The following is a 17,933-nucleotide window of genomic DNA, read 5'->3' on the forward strand; positions in this document are numbered from 1 at the left end:
CTTTCGAACGTCGCGAGGAGCCGCAAGGGCGGGGGAACGTGAGGGCTCGCTGCCGTCGAGCGCGGCAGCCATGTCCTTCCGCGCGAGCACCACCGTGAGCGGGAGGGAGACGCAGCCGTGACCAAGGCTGGGCGGGAATCGGACGAGACCATGCAGTTGAAGGTCCCCGCTTCCCTGAACACGGACGAGACCATGCTGTTGCGCACCGTCGAGCCGGCCGCGGCCGGCAACGCGGACACATCCTCCGGAACGGCCCCGGACGGGAGCGGCTCCGGCAGGTCGCGCCACCGGCGCAGGGCCCCCCGGGCCTCCCCCTTGTCCCGTCTGCCCGCCGCGGCCCCGGGGTTGACGCGACTCGTCACCCGCGTCGCGTCCTACGCCCGCCGCCTCCGGCCCGTTTACCCGCACGCCGATCGCACCGGCTGGCGGCGCTGGGCGCCCTCCTGGCGGCAATGGCTCGGTGCCGTGCTGGCGTTCACCGGCCTGACCGCCGCCCTCCTCGGCTCCGCCTACGCCGCCACCGACATCCCGGAGAACCTCAACTCGTACGCCACCCAGCAGGACAACGTCTACTTCTGGTCCGACGGGACGCCCATGGCCCGCACCGGCTGGGTGCGGCGGCAGGCGATGCCGCTGAAGGACATACCCGAGGACGTCCGCGACGCGGTGCTGGCGGCGGAGAACGCGAGCTTCTACAGCGACCCCGGCATATCCCTCAGCGGCCTCACCCGCGCCCTGTGGCGCACGGTCGGCCGGGGAGACACCCAGGGCGGCTCCACCATCACCCAGCAGTACGTCAAGAACGTCTACCTCAACCAGGACCGGTCCGTCGGCCGCAAGTTCACCGAGGCCATGATCGCCCTCAAGCTCGACAGCAGGATGAGCAAGGACGACATACTCGAGGGCTACCTCAACACGAGCTGGTTCGGCCGCGGCACCTACGGCATCCAGCGCGCCGCCCAGGCCTACTACGGCAAGAACGTCGGTGAACTCAACGTCAGCGAGGCTGCTTTCCTCGCCTCCCTCCTCAAGGGCGCGGGACTCTACGACCCGGCCCTGAGCGAGGCCAACCACGCCCGGGCGGTGGAGCGCTGGACCTGGATCCTCGACCGCATGGTCGACATCGGCACCCTGTCGAAGGCCGAGCGGGCCCGGTACAAGGAGTTCCCCGAGCCGCTGGAGCGGGCGCCCGGGTTCGACACCGGCAAGCAGAGCGACTACCTCCTGGAACTGGCCGCCCGGTACGCCAAGAAGGCGGCGCACATCTCGGACAAGGAGTTCGACTTCGGCGGCTACCAGATCTACACGACCTTCGACCGCAAGCAGGAGAGCGCGCTCACCGACGCCGTGTCCAAGGCCCGCAAGCAGGCGCGGAAAGAGGACCCGGCCAAGGCGAAGTCCCTGCACTTCGGCGCCGCCTCGGTGGCCACCGACGGTCGGATCCTCGCCATGCACGGCGGCCCCGACCACCGTACACAGGGCTACAACGAGTCCAACGCGACCACCGTGCCCGCCGGTTCGGCGTTCCTTCCCTTCGTCTACGCCGCCGCCTTGGAGAACGGCGTGCACAAGACCCGGGAGGGCGCCGCGACCGAGGTCACCCCGCAGACGCTGTACGACGGGGACGACGGCATCGCCGTCAGGACCCCCGAGGGCCCCTACTGGGACCGCGGCGGCAAGCAGGTCACCTCCCACAACGACGGCAAGAAGTCCTACGGCCGGATCAGCCTGAGCCGGGCGCTCGCCCTGTCGGCGAACACGCCGTTCATGCAGCTCGGCATGGACACCGGCCTGGACACGGTGCGGGACACCGCCCAGCGGGCGGGCCTGCTCTCCTCCAGCTTCGGACCGCAGGTGCCCGCGATGTCGCTGGGCAGTGCCACGCCCAGCGCGATCCGCATGGCCAGCGGATACGCCACGTTCGCCGCCGCCGGCAAGCATGTCGAGCCGTACTCGGTGGCCCGGATCACCCGCAACGGCACCGAGGTCACGCTGACGAAACCCGCGTCCCGCCGTGCGGTGAAGGCGGACGTGGCCGCGGCGGTCCAGTCCGCCCTCACGGACGCCTTCCGCACCGCCCACCCGGGGGCGGACCCGGCAGCCACGGTGGCCGGGAAGCGCGGCACCACGCAGAACGACACCGCCGCCTGGTACGTCGGCACGGCCGACTCCGTGTCGACGGCCGTGGTGGCCTACCGCATCGACCTCGCCAAGAGCCTCGAACCCCTGCCGTTGAAGGGGATCGCGGGCTCCCTCGACGACAGCGTCCCGTACCGCATCTGGTCCGGTGCCCGCGGCATCGGATGACCCCCGCGCCCGGCACCGCCCCGTACCCCCACCCCCTCGCAGAATGAGCCGCGCATGAATCCGCCGTCCGGCCGCCGTCGCCGACCTCGCGCCCCCCGCCGCACCGCACCCCCGGCGGTGCTGACCCTGGCGGCCCTTCTCGTCGTCGCGTCCCTGGTCGCGGGCTATCTGGTCCTGACCCGCTCGGACACCACCACGACCCCGACCGCCTCCTCCGGGGCCCGCAAGGAGCCCTCCGCGAAGCCGGACAAGGAACCCCGGTGGGACGGCAGGACGAAGGTCCTCGGGGACGGCTCCACGTCCTACACCGGCCCGCAGCGGGGGCAGTTGAAGCCGGTGCCGCTCAAACCGGGCGAGAAGCCGCCCCAGTTCGTCGTCTTCTCCTGGGACGGTGCGCTGCAGGGCGACGACGGGCTCTTCTCGCACTACCGGGAGCTGGCGAAGGAGTACGACGTCCACATGACCTTCTTCCTCACGGGCATCTACCTCCTGCCCAAGAGCAAGAAGGACCTCTACACCCCGCCCCAGCACTCCAAGGGCTCGGCGGCGATCAGCTTCGCCACCGACGAGCACATCCGCACCACGCTGGAGCAGCTCGGCGAGGCGTGGCAGGACGGGAACGAGATCGGTACCCACTTCAACGGCCATTTCTGCGGCAAGAAGGGCGGCGGCGACTGGAGCGTCGCCGAGTGGAAGAGCGAGATCGACCAGTTCTACGACTTCGCCGAGAAGTGGAAGACCAACACCGGCTTCCAGGACATCGACCCCCTGCCGTTCGACTTCAGGAAGGAGGTCACCGGCGGCCGGGCGCCCTGCCTGGAGGGCCAGGAGAACCTGCTGAAGGCCGCCAAGAGCTACAAGTGGCGATACGACGCCAGCTCCGCGGGTGACTTCCAGATATGGCCCCGCAAGAAGAACGGCATATGGGACTTCCCGCTGCAGATGCTCCCTTACGAGGGTGGCAAGTACCAGGGCCTGTCGATGGACTTCAATTTCCTCTACAACCAGTCCGAGGGTGAGACCGAGGGCGACCCGGCGAACTACCCCGAGTGGGAAGAACAGACCGTCGCCTCCTACATGTCCGGCTTCAACCGCGTGTACTACGGCAGCCGGGCCCCGCTGTTCATCGGCAACCACTTCGAGGACTGGAACGGCGGCATCTACATGCGGGCCGTCGACCGGGTCATCAAGGGCATGTGCACGAAGAAGGACGTCAAGTGCGTGTCCTTCAGGGAACTGGCCGACTGGCTCGACGTGCAGGAGCCCGGGACCCTGCAGCGGCTGCGCGGCCTGGACCCGGCGCAGTCCCCCGACTGGTCGACGGTCGTGAAGTGACCAGATCCAGAAGTAACAGGCGCAACCCCCTTCACAGTAAGCACACATTCCATGCAAAAATCTCCTACCCCGGCAACCCTTTCGCCGGGGCTAGAGGGGAAACACCAGTGAAATCAAGGAAATTGAGCGGGACGCGGCGCCGCGTCACGATACTCGGGGCCGCGGCGACCTCGGTCGTCGCGGGAGTCGCCCTGCTGCCCAACTGGAGCGCGGGCGCGGCGGTCAGCGACGATCCGACGGTGGACGCGCGGACCCGGGCCACCTTCCAGCGGCTGGCGGACGCGGTCTTCACCGACCGCACCAACGCCCTGGTCGACGGCGGGCGAGCCGACGAGGACAAGCCCCTGACCGACGGCTTCTCCGGCGACGTCACGCTGTCCTCCGGCACGGCCCGCACCGAGGACGCCACCCTGTCCGCGCTGGGGCAGCGCAGGGAAAGCCTGGCGAAGGCCGGCGAGACCTACCGCGGTGCCAGCACCACCGTCACCCTGAACGCCACGCGGGTGACGGGCCGCACGGCCAAGGCGGACGTCACCGAGACCACCACCCTGACCTACGCCCGGGCCCGTGGCGACGCGCCGAAGACCACCGGATTCCAGGCCCGGCACGAGCTGACCTTCAAGGCCGACCGGCACGGCGACTGGCGGCTGACCGGCATCCGCGAGACCGACCAGGGCGGTCTCGCGGTGAACACGCTCTCCAAGCCGGCCCCCGTCAAGGTGGCCACCGCCGCCGACAACACCACGCCGAACGCCCCGCGCGCGGCGATCACCCGGAACCCGGTCGCCGCCCCGAAGACCGGCACGACGTACGACTACAAGGCCATGGCGGCCTACGCCGAGAAGCACTGGAACGTCTACAACACGGACTACCCGGACTTCGGCGGCCGCGGCGCGGGCGGCGACTGCACCAACTTCGTCAGCCAGGCCCTGAAGGCGGGCGGCTGGAAGCACGTCCCCGGCTACGTGTACGACTACACCAGGTGGTTCGGCAACGCCGACATCCAGTCGCACTCGTTCATCGGCGTCAACGAGTGGTCCTGGTTCGCCCAGAACTCCAAGCGGACCACGCCGCTCGCCAACGTCTTCCAGATGGAGGTCGGTGACGTCCTCCAGCTGGACTTCGACCGGGACGGGTCCAAGGACCACACGATGATCGTCACGTACAAGAGCCGCGGTGTGCCGTACGTGACCTACCACTCCAACGACACCTTCCGCAGGTCGGTGGCGAGCCTCGTCGCGTCGTATCCGAACGCGTACTACTACGCCTACCGCACCTGAGACCGGACGGGGGCCGGGCTCAGTGTCCGGCCCCTCGATCCTCGCGGATCCCGGAGACCACGTGGGCCACTGACCGGCGGACCGCTTCCGTCTCCATGAGGAAGTGCCAGTAGTCGGGGTGGCGGCCGTCGAGGCCGGCGATGGCGCGGTCCAGGCGGGACACGGCGTCGTCCAGAGGGCGGGCGTGGCGCGGGTCGGGGGTGTTGCGGCCGGCCATGGCGAGGCGCTGGGCGTCGCGGATGGCGAAGCGGGTGCGGTCGATCTCCTGCTGGGGGTCCTTCTGCACGGCGTTCAGGCGGTGCAGGCGGTCGCCGGCGGCCGAGACGGCCTCGTCGGTGTTGTTCAGCAGGGCCCGCACGGTCGACAGCAGGGCGGTCGCGTCGGCCCAGCGCTGTTCGCCGCGGGCGGTGCGGGCCTCGGCCAGTCTGGTCTCGGCCTGGCGGACGTTCTCGGCGGCGGCGTCGGGGACGTGCTGCAGGTCCTGCCAGCAGGCGGCGGTGAAGCGGCGGCGGAGTTCGCTCAGGGTCGGTTCGACCTGCTCGGAGCGGGTGGTGAGGGCCTGGGCGCGGGTGCGCAGGGAGACGAGCCGGTGGTCGATCTCGGCGGCGCGGTCCGGCAGCCGCTCGGCCTCCACCCGGACCGCCTCGGCCTCGCGGGTGACGCGCTCGGCCCGCTCCAGGGTGTGCGGCACGCCGTGCTGGCCGGCGCCCTGGTTCAGCTTGGTGAGCTCGGGGGAGAGGGCGGCGAGCCGGGCGGCGAGGTCGTCCGCCTTCAGGCCCGACGTCCGTACGGCGTCCAGCGCGTTGGAGGCGGCGAGCAGGGCCTGGCGGGCGCGCTCGACCGCGGGGGCGAGACGGGCCAGCTGGGTCTCCGCCTTGCCGAGGAGAGGGCCGAGGCCGTCGGTGAACCGGTCGAGTTCCTGCTTGACCCGGCCGAGCTCCTCCTTGGCGGCGGTCAGCTCGCCGCGGGCGCGGGACGCGGCGGAGGCCTCCAGGTCGTCGCGGTCGAGGTCGTGGGCGTCGACGGCGCTGATGTACCGGTGGCTGGCCTCGTCGATCCGTCGGCCGAGGGCGTCGAAGTCGGAGACGGCACGCCGGGCGGCGGGGGAGTCGTCGACGGCGGTGATCGTCTCGATCGAGATGCGCAGGTCGCGCTGGGCGGTGTCCAGCTCGTAGAAGGCCGCGGCGGCGGCGTCCTTCGCGGCCTGGGCCTCGGCCCGCTGGTTCTCGGCCCGGCCGCCGAACCAGCGCCGGGTGCCCCCGCCCGCGAAGGCGGCGGGCAGGGCCAGCGCGGCCAGGAGCGGGAGCCCGATCAGGGCGAGCGTGTCGCGGAGCGGGCCGGGGGCGCGGGGGGTGCGGCGGCGCGGACGATGTGCGCGCGGCACCGACGGCGAGTCCGGCTGTCCTGGTGTCGCCGTCACATCCCTCTCCCGTGCTGTGGTCCACCCTTGCCCGGTGTCATTCTCCCACCGGTTAAGGACGAACACACGGGCCGGTCAGTTCACTGTTCGGACCGTCACTTTGCCGTCACCGGTGTGAGCGGACACCACATGGGAGCTGCTCTCGCTGCGGGGCACGGACACATCGGCGCCGCCGTCACCGGTCTCGGTGGTCACGCGGTACGTGGCCCGGGGCAGTGCGATGGTCACGGAGCCGTCGCCACTGCGGGACTCGACGCGATCCGGCACGGCGCCGAGTTCGAGGCGGACCGAGCCGTCGCCGGTGCGGGTGCGGACGTCGCGGGAGGAGACGTTCGCGCGGATGGAACCGTCGCCGGTGCGCATCCGCAGGGGACCGCTGGTGCCGGTGACGCGAATGGCCCCGTCGCCGGTGCGCACCTCCACGGCGCCGGTGGTGTCGCTGACGCGGACGGATCCGTCGCCGGTGCGGATGCTCAGGGGGTCCCGGAAGCCCCGGGCGCGGACGCTGCCGTCGCCGACCTGCACCTTCACGGTGATGCCGCGCGGCACCTCGATGCGGTGCTTGGCCGAGCAGTCGACGACGATGCCGGAGCACCTCAGGCGCAGCACCAGACGGTCGTCCCGCATGTCCCAGGTGGCCCTGGGCTCCTTGCCGACGACGACCGAGCCCTGGAACCACCGGGTGACCTCGATCTTGCCCTCCGGGTTCGCGTCGGAGGCGACGATCTCCAGGGCCGAGTCGTCGGAGTCGACGGTGAGGGTGCGGTCCTGGAGGCCGAAGGACCGGTGGTCGGGGTCCGCGTCGTCCCCGGCGGACGCCCCGCAGGCGCTGAGCCCGGCGGCGAGCACCACGACGGCACCGGCGAGGGCGACGGCGCGGACGGTATCGGTGCGTGTGGTCATGACGATCTCCCCCTGGACGGACGACGGGCGCTCCGGTGCGCTCTACGACCGTATGGATCCGGGGCCCGCCGGGGGATCCGGGCCACTCCCGGATCAAGGGTGGGGTTAGCCCCAGGTACGGGGCCCCTCACGGTCCCGCGATACGGGTTTGCGGGACCGTGCCCCGGGCAATGTAGGCTGTCGACTCGTCCTGGGCGCCCGGCCCGGGAGCCGGGTGCGTAGCTCAGGGGTAGAGCGCCTGCCTTACAAGCAGGATGTCGGCGGTTCGAAACCGTCCGCGCCCACAGCCGATTTCCGGGTCACAGGCCCTCCAGGGACATCCCTGGAGGGCCTTTTGCCGTTGATGCCCCGGCGGCGGCCGTAAGCGTGTCCGCCCCGGCGCGGTGCCGCCTCGAGGGCTGTCACTACGATGAGCCCGTGAACAGTCCCGAGCAGCGTGCTCCGCGACCCGTCGTGCGGCGGTGGCATGTGCTGTGCGTGCTGGGGCTGTTGGTGGGGTTGCTGGGGATGCACGGGCTGGCGCCCGGTGGCGGGCTCCCCCGGCAGGGCCATGGGGAGCAGGCGCACGCCCTCCCCGCCCACACGCTTCCGGCCCACGTGCCCCGGACCGAGGTCATGCCCTACGGGCACTGCGGTGACGGGCATGCCCAGCACGCCGACGCGACCTGTGCGTCGGGTGCCGTGGGCGGTGGGCCGGTGCTGCCTCCGCCGGCTGCCGACCCGGTCCCCGCGGCCGCGGGGGAGGCCGCCGTTCGGGTGTATGCGCTCGTGGATACGGATGGCGCCCGCGCCCCGCCTTCTCTCGCCGAGCTCCAGCTTCTGCGGATCTAGACACCACGCGTCACGCCGGCCGGTACCCACCGCTGTGGCGTGATGCCTCCGTCGTGTCCGGAATCCTCAGTTCCTTCCTTGCAGAAGCAGGAGTTCACGCATGAGCAACAGCATTCGTACCCTGGCGCGTCGCGCTGCCCTGGTGGCGGCGACGGGTGCCGCGGCGGTCGTCCTCGCCGCCTGTGGCGGTGACGGTGCCGCCGGCGGGGCGGGCCACGGCGACGCCGGCAGCCACGGCCCGACCGGAACCCCGTCGCCCACCGGTGCCCACAACCCCCAGGACGTCGCCTTCGCGCAGGGCATGATCCCGCATCACCGGCAGGCGCTGGAGATGGCACGGCTGGTCGCGGGCCGGGCCTCCTCCGGGGAGGTCAAGGACCTCGCGGGGCGGATCGAGAAGGCGCAGGACCCCGAGATCCGGACCATGACCGGCTGGCTGAGGACCTGGGGCGAGGACGTCCCCGCGTCCACGAACGGCGGCATGGACCACTCCGGCTCGGGCCACTCCGGCATGCCCGGCATGATGGACGACGAGGACATGGCCGCGCTGGGGAAGCTGACGGGCAAGGCCTTCGACGTCCAGTTCCTGACCTTGATGGTCGAGCACCACGAGGGGGCCGTGGAGATGGCCCGGAGCGAGCAGGGCAAGGGCCGCTACGGCCCTGCCAAGGACATGGCGGCAGACATCGTCACCGCCCAGAACGCCGAGATCAGCGAGATGAACAAGCTCCTCGGCAAGAGCGAGAGCAAGAGCTGACCTGACAGCCGGACGGCTTCACGAGGTTCCGCCGGTCTCCTCCGGCGGAACCTCGTGCGCGTGCTTCAGTCCCGAGCGGGCCGCCACCCGCTCGGGACCGGCGAGTTCGGACCAGTAGCGGTGGGTGCTGACGAACACCGCGAGTTCGTGCTCCCGCTGCCGGAGCTTCTCCACTTCGGCCTGTTCGTCGGCGGTCCAGCCGGGGGAAGCGGGGCGTTCCACCTTGCGCCAGCCGTTGTCGTCACTGAAGCCGTCGAGCGGCTCCACCGACCAGGGAAGCCGCTTCAGCAGGGCCGACAGCTCGGCCCGGACCTGATGGAGTTCCTCCTGGCAGGCCAGGAGGTCACTCGGAAAGTCATAGGTCGTAGCCACGGCCCAATGATACGCCTGTTCGAATTTGCTCGGCGAGTTCCTTCCTGTGGTTCATGCGAACGGGTGTACCCACCGCAGAGGCGCCGGGTCAGCGCCGGTCCGCGCCCGAGGACCTGCCCGCGAGCTCGGCCACCACCCGGGCCGCCACCGGAGCCGGAATCCCATGGCGTTCGGCCGCGCGGAGCAGCGCGCCGCCGATGGCATCCAGTTCGAGGGGCCGGCCGGCCTCGGCGTCGCGCTGCATCGAGGACTTCATCGACGGCGGGAAGCCGTCGTAGCGGGCGAGGGCCTGGGCCGGGTCCGCCGGGCCGCCGCAGGCACGGCTGATCGCCGCCGTCTCCTCGACCAGGGCGGTCAGTTCGTCGCGGTGGCGGGTGCGGACGTCGCCGAGGGGAAGCCCGTAGCACGTGGTCAGCAGGGCGAACGGCGCCAGGAACGACATCTTCGCCCACAGGGCCGCCGTCTCGTCCTCCAGGACGCGGGTGGCGGGACCGGCGGCGGCGAAGGCGTCGGCGAGGGCGTCGAGACGGGCCCTGGGCACGTCCGTGCCGGTCAGGTCGATCTCCGCGAAGGGGCTGCCGTGCTCGATGACGCCCGGCGCGACACGGGTGGACTCGACTCGGATCACGGCGGGGGCCACGCGGTCGGGCCGGTAGCGGGCGCGCAGGACCGCCGGGTGTTCGACGCCGTTCAGGAACGGCACCAGAAGCCCGTCGGACAGCACCCGGGCGGGGACCCGCGCCGGCGCGGCGTCGAGGGCGGTGTCCTTGACGGTGACCAGGCACGCGTCGACCGGTTCCCGCAGCTCGGTGTCCGCCTCGACGCGGGCTGTGAAGTCGCCGAAGCGGGCGCTGCGGACCTGGATGCCGCCGGTGCGCAGGGCCTCTGCGGTCCGCTCGCCGGACAGGCAGATCACGCGGTGGCCGGTGCGGGAGAGCAGGGCGGCGAGCAGGCCGCCCACGCCGCCGGGGCCCAGGACGGCCACGGTGAGTTCGTTCGCCACGAGGAGTGCCTCTCGTCGGTCGGCCCCGGGATGGTGGCCGCTTCGGAGTGATCATGGCAGCGTCGGTGTCGCACGGGGGCCGGAAGGGCGACACTGGGGGCATGTGCCGGAGTATCAAGACGCTGCGCCCGCCCGCGATGCCCGAAGAGGCCACCGAGGCGGACGTGCGCGCCGCCGCCCTGCAGTACGTGCGGAAGGTATCGGGATTCCGTGCCCCCGCCGCCCACAACCAGGAGGTGTTCGACCGCGCGGTGGAGGCCGTCGCACAGGCCACGGCCGAGTTGCTGGACGGCATCGAGGTCCGAGGGGCCGGGGCACGGAAGGCGAGTTAGCCCGGCCGGAACGAAACGCCCCGGGCCTCAGACCGCCAGTTCGGGCCGCGGTTCGGGCTGCGGCGCGGGTGTGGCCTTCGCCTCCCACAGCCTGGTGGTCCGCAGGTATCCGTAGACCACCGAGGCCATCGCCAGCAGGAGCAGGGGGCCCGACACCCACGGGTGGGCGGCCATCTCCAGCGGCAGGAAGCGGTAGGACGCCAGCAGCACCGCGAAGACGGCCGTACCGTAGGCGATCAGCTGGACTCCCGCGCGGTCCCAGCCGCGGTCGGACGTGCGCAGCGCTGCCTCGACCGTGTACGCGAACACCACGCCGGCGACGAGGTCCACGCCGTAGTGCCAGCCGAATCCCAGCGTCGCGGCGAGGGTGGCGGTCAGCCAGAACGTGCCGGCGAGACGCAGCCCGCGTGGTCCTTTGCGGGAGTGGATGAAGATCGTGGTGGCCCATGCCGTGTGCAGGCTGGGCATGCAGTTGCGCGGGGTGATCTCGTCGAACGGCATCTCGTACGGGGTGGTGACCGGCGGCAGGGTGTCGGGCCACAGGTCGGCCGCCGCCCAGTGCCCGCCCTCGGGGCCGTAGGCGAAGACCGGCCCGACCACGGGGTAGATCATGTAGATGGCCGGCCCGAGCAGGCCTATCAGCAGGAAGGTGCGCACCAGGTGGTGGCGCGGGAAGCGCTGCTCGGCCGCCACGTTGCGCAGCTGGTACAGCGCCACACAGACCGCGGCCACCGCGAGCTGGGCGTAGACGTAGTCGAGGGCGTGCTCGCCGACCGGGCCGCTCGCCTTCAGGAGCCGGCCCGCGAGCCACGACGGGTTTCCCAGCGCGTGATCGGCCATGGCGACGTACGGGTCGAGTGTGACCGGGCGCGTCTTCGACGTGATCAGCAGCCAGGTGTCTCCGGTCTTGCGGCCGGTCACCAGCAGCAGGCCGAGCCCGACGCCCTTCAGCATCAGGACGCGTTCCGGGCCGGTGCGGCGCGTGAGGGCGAATGCCGCGACGCCCAGGATCACCCACAGCGCGCCATTGCCGAACGGGTGGCCTTCGGCGGGATAGGCGCCGGCCGCCCACCGCACCAGCAGGAAGACGAGGTCGATGCCGATCGCGGAGCCGAGGGCGATGAGCCGTTGCCGCCAGGTGAGCACCACCAGCGTCAGCGCCAGGCTGGCGTACAGCAGGAAGCCGGACTTGGGGGCGTAGATCACCTCGCGTGCCTGCGTGGTGATCGGCCCCGGTATGCCGAGGTGGTGCGCGGCGATCTGGAGCGCGACGAGGAATCCGAGAGTGATCACACCGGCCGCGGTCCACAGCGCCGCCCGGGGGTGCCGCCTCGCGGCAAGCGTGATCCGTCGTATTCGGGAGGCTTTCCGCGACGCCGTGGTGGTCAATGTCTCAGCCGCTTCCAGGTCTTGGTGGTCGTGGTGGTGAGTCGGAGCCGGTCTACGACGTCCGCGGCTCGCGCCGCATCAGATACGCCGCCCCTGCCCCGGCGCCGAACAGCGCCCCCACCGACACCGCCGTCGCCAGCCAGCTCGCGCCCAGCAGTTGGGCGCCGAAGTAGCCGAGGGCGACGCTGTACGTGGCCCAGGTGAGACCGGCCAGGGCCGACCAGGGCAGGAAGTCGCGGGCGCGGCGGTGGGCGGCGCCCGCGCCGAGGGAGACCACCGAGCGGCCGGCGGGAGCGAAACGGGCGAGGACGACGAGGGCGCCGCCGCCCCGGGCGAGGGCGGTGCCGAGACGTTCCTGTGCGGTGGTCAGCCGCCGGGAGCGGGAGATCGCCCGGTCCAGGCGGGCGCCGCCGCGCCAGGCGAGGCGGTAGGCCACCAGGTCGCCCAGGACGGAGGCGGTGGCCGCGCAGAGGGTCAGGACGAGGATGTCGGGCACGTCGGTCGCCGTGCTCGCTGCCGCCGCCGTGGCCGCCGTGATCACCAGGATGCCGCTGGGCAGCACCGGCAGGAACACGTCGAGCAGGACGGACAGGGCCACCACCGCGTAGATCCATGGACTGCCGATCGGCAACCCCACCTGCTCCAGCACCGTGACTCCCCGTGACTTCCCCCGTGGGCCAGACCGTGCCGCGATGGCGCGGGGGGAGCGGCAGGAGTGGCCATGACAGCCATAGAGCGTACGCCCGGGGTGTGACGGGCGGTTCACGGGGGGCTCATACGTTCGGTGTGGACTGTTCACCTCGTCGTGGCCCGTCCCGGGTTGTCGGCATATGGGCGAGTGCCGTCGCCCTCGCCCCGAGCGCGGGCCGCCACAGAAACAGAACGGCGCCTCCCCCTGGGGGGAAGGCGCCGCTGCGTGTCCGACGTGCCGGGCGGCTCAGGCGGCCACCGGTGTCTGGCTCGCGGAACGCTGCTCCTGCGTCGAGGTGCGCTTGGCCAGCAGCCGGTCCAGGCCGAACGCGCCGGAGCCCGTGAAGATCAGCAGGAACATGGACCAGCAGTACATGGCCGCGCCCTCGCCGCTGTTCTCGATCGGCCACAGGCCCTGGGGCTGGTGGACCTTGAAGTACGCGTACGCCATCGCGCCGGAGGAGATGAACGCCGCGATGCGGGTGCCGAGGCCCAGCAGCACCAGGGTGCCGCCGACGAGCTCGATGACGGCGGCGTACCAGTTCGGCCAGGCGCCGGTCGCGGCGGTGCCGCCCTTGCCGTCCACGCCTCCGAGGACGCCGAAGAGCGCGACGGCGCCGTGGCAGGCGAACAGAAGGCCGGTGACGATCCGGAACAGTCCGAGCGCGTACGGCTGGGCGCCGTTGAGGCGAGCGGTCATGTGGGGGGTCTCTCCTTCGGTTGGCCGGCCCTGGGGAGGCCGGTCGGGGACGGATACCGCGGAGTAGCCCACGTTAGGTGCGCCTAATTGATGCTTGCAAGTTCAACATTTGGCCACGGCTTTGGCTCCCGTGGGGGCTCGATTCCGCGCCCAGTCGCACGTAGGGCGGCTCTCGCCACCGCGTCCGCGTCCGAAAGAGTGACCGAATCCACTCCTGGGCGAGCTCCCGCGGCGGTCACCCAGTGCACGCCTTCTGTCGGCACACCGAACGCGAACCGCCTTGTGTGTGCAACTCCTTGACGATCCATCAGGTGATAGGGGCGCGGTGTGACGTCCAATCCCCCTGTCTCATAGCCGTCGACGGTGTGCGGTCGGCACTGCCCGCTCCGCAGCAGGCCGGCCAGGAGGTCGTCGGCGGTGTGCCGCAGGTCCGGTTCCGGCAGCCGGGCCTCTATGAGAGTTCTCACGCGGACGGCCGATCCCGGCACGTCGGGGGAGTGCGCGGCCCAGGCCCCGTCCTCGTCCGTCACCCGCAGCCGCGGCCCCAGCACCCGCACCACCCCCGCCTCCATCAGGGCCGCGAGTTCCTCGATGCGGCGCCGCGGCGGGCCGATGGACAGGAACGCGTTGAGCGGGGTGTACCAGCGGTCCAGGTGGTCCCGGCGGGAGGCGCCGGCGAGGCCGCTGTGGTCCACGATCAGCCGGAGTTCGTTGCGCAGGTCGCGCAGCACGTCCAGAGCCGCCTTCAGCGGGCCGTGCACATTGCCCAGGGCGGCCTGGGCGGCGTCCTCGCGCAGGTACGACAGCAGCCAGTCGTGCCACTCGCCCGGATGCGCGAAGTCCCGTCCGGTGTAGGGGCGGGAGATCCGCTCCCAGCACCAGCGGTCGGCGTCCGGCACCCCGAACTCGTCCAGCAGCGGCGCCTCCAGCGGGTCGCCGTGCGGGACGGCGAGGAAGCGCTCGGCGAACTCCCGCTCCCGCCCGGCGGAGGCCGCCCCACGCCGGATCAGCGCGCCGTAATAGACCGTCTCCACCTCCTTCGCCACCAACGGCCATATCTCCGCGAGGAAATCGGGTGCCTCCCCGGAGTCCGCCCTCTTGCGGAACCCGGAGATCACCTCCGGGGTGAGGACGAGCGGGATGTGCCGCCCGTACGGCCCCTTCGCGTTGTCGCCGCGTGCCTGGTACGGGACGCCACGCCGCGAACCGGCGAAGAGCCGCGGCTCACGGCCCGAGGGGAGATAGCGCAGCCCCCCGGCGTCCCGTACGAAACGGCCGCCCCGTCCGGTCGTCAGCAGGGCCGTGTGGTCGAAGAAGTTGAGGCCGAGGCCGCGCAGCAGGACGGGCTCGCCCGGGGGGATGGAGGACAGGTCGACATCGGCCGGGTTCGCGGGCGGGACGTGGCGCAGGCCGTGCCGCGCGGCGTGGGCCGCCCGTCGCAACAGGTCCGGGTCGGCGGTCCTCGGCAGATGCCCCTGGGCCAGGACCACCGCCGACAGGCCGGTCAGGGTGCGGCCGTCGTCGAGGGTGAGGGCCTGACGGTCCCCGGCGGTGTCGTCGAGCCGTACCGCGCGCGCCCGGTGCGTCTCGACCCGTACGGCCGGCGGCGCCTGCCGTACGACCTCGGCGAACACCCACTCCAGGTAACGGCCGTAGTCGGCCCGGGCCGGGTACTCGTCCGGGCCCAGCCTGCCGCCCGCCCACTCGTGCAGGCTCGGACCCGGGCGGATCGGGCCCGAGCAGTCCACGCTGTCGTCGGTGAACAGGGTCACCTGGCAGGCCACGGTGTTCATCAGCAGCTCGGACGACTGGGCGGTGCGCCAGACGCGGCCGGGACCCGGCGGGTCCGGGTCGATCACATGCACCGTCAGCCGGGCACCGGGTGGGAGGAGTTCCGGGGCGGAGGCGCACAGGCGTTCCAGGACACTGGTGCCGCGCGGTCCCGCGCCGACCAGGGCGACGGAGACACTCGCGGGTCTCGTGGCCGGTCCGGGACCCTCGGCCGGTACGGATTCCTCGGTTTCCTCGGGCGACGCAGACAAGGGTGGAACTCCCGGGCGTATGGGGCGCGTGTCGGCGGTCCGCCGGGCAGGAAGCGGACGGTCCGCCTCATCATGCCGTCGCCGGGAGCGGTAACCGAGTCTCGTGGGGAAGGATTGACGGTCGCTGTGGGATGCCTCACTAGCATCACGGGGCATCCCGGAACGCAGCGGCAGCAAACGGGCGGAACAGGAAGGTTACGGGGCGAGCTCGGAGTCCAGGAGGGTCGTCAGACGTGGACCCGTTCCCTCACGGGCCTTGGCGTGCTCCAGACGCAGGCGGGCCGAGCGGCCGCGCAGGGACAGCGTCATGAGCTGGTTGCCGAACCAGGGGCCGCCCGTCTTGCGCCAGCCGACCGGCGGGTCCGGCAGGCGGCCGTGCCGGGCGAGACCGCGGCCGAGCCTCCGCGCCATCGCGCTCCAGCCGATCCGGAAGGCCAGCCGCATCGACAGCGGCACGGAGTTGTGGACCGGGGAGCAGACGAGCTGCACCACCCGGGCGTCCGGGCCCGGGCCGGGCCACGAGGGCTCGGCGATGTAGGCGTGGTGCACATCCCCGGACAGCACGCACACCGTCGCCGGCGCCTCCTGCCCCGAGCCCGCCTCGGCGATCAGCCCGGCCAGCCCCGCGAAGGACTCGGGGAACGCCGACCAGTGCTCCAGGTCGGCGGCGCGCCGCACCTTCTCCCCCAACCGCGCCCAGCGGGCTCCCCGTTCGCCGCCGCACATCGCCGCGTTCCACCCCTCGGCGTCGTGCACCAGGTGCGGCAGCAGCCAGGGCAGGGAGGTGCCGATCAGGAGGTGGTCGTACGCCCCGGGCGTGTCCAGCACCTGCTCGCGCAGCCAGGCCTCCTCGCCCGGTTCGAGCATCGCGCGCTCGTCCTCGGCGAGGACCCGGCCGGCCCGGGAGTCCACCATCACCAGGCGGACACGCCCGAAGTCGCGCCGGTAGCTCCAGCGGGCCGTGGTCGCGTCGGCGTCGGCCCGGGCGGCGAAGGCGCGCAGCACGTCGGTGCCGTCGGGGGCCTCGCGGACCGCCTTGTACACCGGGTCGGCCGCCAGTTCGTCGAGGGACAGGTTGCCCAGGTGCTGATGGACCCAGTACGACATCAGGCCGCTCAGCAGCCGCTCCTGCCACCAGCCGGTGGAGCGCATGTCGGCGAGCCAGGAGGCGGAGGTGTTCCAGTCGTCGATGACGTCGTGGTCGTCGAAGATCATGAAACTGGGCACGGTGGACAGCAGCCAGCGGATGCGCGGGTCGAGCCACGACTCGTAGTAGAGGTGCGTGTATTCCTCGTAGTCCGCGACCCCGCTGCCGGGCTCCTCCTTCAGGTCGCGGCGGCCCGCCAGCCAGCGCTGTGTGGAGTCGGAGGTCTCGTCGGCGTACACCTGGTCGCCGAGCAGCAGCAGGACGTGCGGCCGCTCGCCCTCGGGCTCGGCCGCGAGGCGGGTGGCGAGCCCGTCCAGGGCGTCCGGGCCCACGGGGTCGTCCCCGCCCGCCGGCGGGGAGGCCCAGCGGCAGGAGCCGAAGGTGACGTTGAAGTCGCCCTCCGGACCCGGCGCGTGGATCGCCGAGGGCGGGAAGGGGGAGCCCGGCAGCGGCCACACCCGGGCGCCGTCGAGGAGCACCTCGTACGTCGTGGCGGTTCCGGCCGTGAGGCCGGTCACCGGGACCAGCGCGTAGTGGTGGCCCGCGATCTGGAAGCTGCGGGCCGTGCCGCCGGCGCCGTCGGCGCAGCGCACCTCGGCGGTGCACGGGCGGCTCGTCTCGACCCACACGGTGGCGGACGAGCCGTCGGTGTACCTCAGCAGCGGTCCGAGGCGCAGTGCGCTCATGTCGTTCCCCTCTCCGTCGCCCCGTACGGTACGGAACGACGGAGGTCAGCGGGGAGGTCCCGACACGAGATCCGCGTGTCAGCAGCTCGCGAGGTAGTTCTGCAGTGCGGACTTCTCGGCCGAGTCGACCGAGAGGTCGTAGTAGTACTTCACCTGGACCCAGGCGCGGACGTAGGTGCAGCGGTACGCCGTCCGGGAGGGCATCCAGGTGGCCGGGTCCTGGTCGCCCTTGGACTGGTTGACGTTGTCGGTGACCGCGATGAGCTGCGGGCGGGTCAGGTCGTTGGCGAACGACTGGCGGCGGGACGTCGTCCAGGAGTCGGCGCCGGAGTCCCAGGCCTCGGCCAGCGGGATCACGTGGTCGATGTCGACGTCGGAGGCGGCGGACCAGGTGGCGCCGTCGTAGGGGGAGTACCAGCTGCCGCTGGTGGCGGCGCAGGAGGAGTTCTGCTGGACGTTCGTGCCGTCGCGCTCGAGGACGACCTCGCGGGTGTTGCAGGTGCCGGACTGGGTGATCCAGTGCGGGAAGAGGTCGCGGTCGTAGCCGGTGCGGTCCTCGGTCGCCACGGTGAGCGAGGCGAGGTAGGAGCGGGCGGTGGCGCCGCTCACGGGGGTGGGGAGGGCGGCGGAGGCCGTGGGGGCGTTGAAGAGGGCCACGGACGATATGAGCGCGGTGGCCGCCGCGGCCACGCTCAGCCGTCGACGCGCGTAGAACCTGGGCATGCGAACTCCCTGTGGA

General features: G+C 71.9%; 16 protein-coding genes and 1 tRNA gene. 7 read left to right on the top strand and 10 right to left on the bottom strand.

Annotation, left to right across the window (positions count from 1 at the left end; translation table 11 throughout):
- Positions 1 to 150: 150 nt before the first annotated feature.
- The 3 genes from ACFU3E_RS12910 (at position 151) to ACFU3E_RS12920 (ending at position 4,922) form a co-directional block, all read left to right on the top strand.
- Positions 151 to 2,307 (top strand): transglycosylase domain-containing protein, encoded by a 2,157-nt coding sequence (locus ACFU3E_RS12910; protein WP_384156110.1) that lies wholly within the window; start codon positions 151 to 153, stop codon positions 2,305 to 2,307.
- Positions 2,308 to 2,361: 54 nt separating this feature from the next.
- Positions 2,362 to 3,642, top strand: coding sequence for a hypothetical protein (locus ACFU3E_RS12915; RefSeq protein ID WP_384155758.1), 1,281 nt, complete (start codon positions 2,362 to 2,364; stop codon positions 3,640 to 3,642).
- Positions 3,643 to 3,764: 122 nt separating this feature from the next.
- Entirely contained in the window at positions 3,765 to 4,922 is a 1,158-nt protein-coding gene (locus ACFU3E_RS12920; protein WP_384155761.1) for an amidase domain-containing protein, read from the top strand.
- Positions 4,923 to 4,941: 19 nt separating this feature from the next.
- Here ACFU3E_RS12920 and ACFU3E_RS12925 read toward each other — a convergent pair whose 3' ends face one another.
- The gene (locus tag ACFU3E_RS12925; RefSeq protein WP_384155763.1) at positions 4,942 to 6,342 is read right to left on the bottom strand and encodes a hypothetical protein; all 1,401 of its coding nucleotides are present in this window, start codon (positions 6,340 to 6,342) and stop codon (positions 4,942 to 4,944) included.
- A 75-nt stretch (positions 6,343 to 6,417) separates the two neighbouring features.
- A complete protein-coding gene (locus ACFU3E_RS12930) occupies positions 6,418 to 7,245 on the bottom strand; it encodes a DUF4097 family beta strand repeat-containing protein (RefSeq protein WP_384155766.1) in 828 nt (275 codons plus the stop codon).
- 212 nt (positions 7,246 to 7,457) lie between these two features.
- On the opposite strand from ACFU3E_RS12930, the gene ACFU3E_RS12935 reads away from it, so the two are divergent.
- The 3 genes from ACFU3E_RS12935 (at position 7,458) to ACFU3E_RS12945 (ending at position 8,833) form a co-directional block, all read left to right on the top strand.
- Positions 7,458 to 7,529, top strand: a tRNA-Val gene (locus ACFU3E_RS12935).
- Between the two features lie 133 nt (positions 7,530 to 7,662).
- Positions 7,663 to 8,076, top strand: coding sequence for a DUF6153 family protein (locus tag ACFU3E_RS12940; RefSeq protein ID WP_384155769.1), 414 nt, complete (start codon positions 7,663 to 7,665; stop codon positions 8,074 to 8,076).
- Positions 8,077 to 8,176: 100 nt separating this feature from the next.
- Positions 8,177 to 8,833 (top strand): DUF305 domain-containing protein, encoded by a 657-nt coding sequence (locus tag ACFU3E_RS12945; protein ID WP_384155772.1) that lies wholly within the window; start codon positions 8,177 to 8,179, stop codon positions 8,831 to 8,833.
- An 18-nt stretch (positions 8,834 to 8,851) separates the two neighbouring features.
- Here the strand turns inward: ACFU3E_RS12945 and ACFU3E_RS12950 are convergent, their stop codons facing one another.
- Entirely contained in the window at positions 8,852 to 9,205 is a 354-nt protein-coding gene (locus tag ACFU3E_RS12950; protein WP_384155775.1) for a hypothetical protein, read from the bottom strand.
- 88 nt (positions 9,206 to 9,293) lie between these two features.
- A complete protein-coding gene (locus ACFU3E_RS12955) occupies positions 9,294 to 10,208 on the bottom strand; it encodes a ketopantoate reductase family protein (RefSeq protein ID WP_384155778.1) in 915 nt (304 codons plus the stop codon).
- Positions 10,209 to 10,309: 101 nt separating this feature from the next.
- Here ACFU3E_RS12955 and ACFU3E_RS12960 point away from each other — a divergent pair, with 101 nt between their 5' ends.
- Positions 10,310 to 10,540 (top strand): DUF2277 domain-containing protein, encoded by a 231-nt coding sequence (locus tag ACFU3E_RS12960; protein ID WP_384155781.1) that lies wholly within the window; start codon positions 10,310 to 10,312, stop codon positions 10,538 to 10,540.
- A gap of 27 nt (positions 10,541 to 10,567) precedes the next feature.
- Here the strand turns inward: ACFU3E_RS12960 and ACFU3E_RS12965 are convergent, their stop codons facing one another.
- From ACFU3E_RS12965 to ACFU3E_RS12990, 6 genes are all read right to left on the bottom strand, one after another.
- Positions 10,568 to 11,833: a phosphatase PAP2 family protein gene (locus ACFU3E_RS12965; RefSeq protein ID WP_384155784.1), complete on the bottom strand. Its 1,266-nt coding sequence runs from the start codon at positions 11,831 to 11,833 to the stop codon at positions 10,568 to 10,570.
- Between the two features lie 148 nt (positions 11,834 to 11,981).
- Positions 11,982 to 12,578, bottom strand: a complete 597-nt coding sequence (locus ACFU3E_RS12970; protein WP_384155787.1) for a DedA family protein — start codon at positions 12,576 to 12,578, stop codon at positions 11,982 to 11,984.
- A 288-nt stretch (positions 12,579 to 12,866) separates the two neighbouring features.
- Positions 12,867 to 13,319 carry a DoxX family protein gene (locus tag ACFU3E_RS12975; RefSeq protein ID WP_384155789.1) on the bottom strand — a complete coding sequence of 151 codons (453 nt, stop codon included), beginning with the start codon at positions 13,317 to 13,319 and terminating at the stop codon, positions 12,867 to 12,869.
- Between the two features lie 83 nt (positions 13,320 to 13,402).
- The gene (locus ACFU3E_RS12980) at positions 13,403 to 15,274 is read right to left on the bottom strand and encodes an FAD/NAD(P)-binding protein (protein ID WP_384156113.1); all 1,872 of its coding nucleotides are present in this window, start codon (positions 15,272 to 15,274) and stop codon (positions 13,403 to 13,405) included.
- Between the two features lie 282 nt (positions 15,275 to 15,556).
- Positions 15,557 to 17,194, bottom strand: coding sequence for an alkaline phosphatase D family protein (locus ACFU3E_RS12985; RefSeq protein ID WP_384155792.1), 1,638 nt, complete (start codon positions 17,192 to 17,194; stop codon positions 15,557 to 15,559).
- 78 nt (positions 17,195 to 17,272) lie between these two features.
- Positions 17,273 to 17,917, bottom strand: a complete 645-nt coding sequence (locus ACFU3E_RS12990; RefSeq protein ID WP_384155795.1) for an HNH endonuclease family protein — start codon at positions 17,915 to 17,917, stop codon at positions 17,273 to 17,275.
- Between the last annotated feature and the right edge of the window lie 16 nt (positions 17,918 to 17,933).

The sequence above is a fragment of the Streptomyces sp. NPDC057424 genome, from assembly GCF_042803315.1.
Classification (GTDB): domain Bacteria; phylum Actinomycetota; class Actinomycetes; order Streptomycetales; family Streptomycetaceae; genus Streptomyces.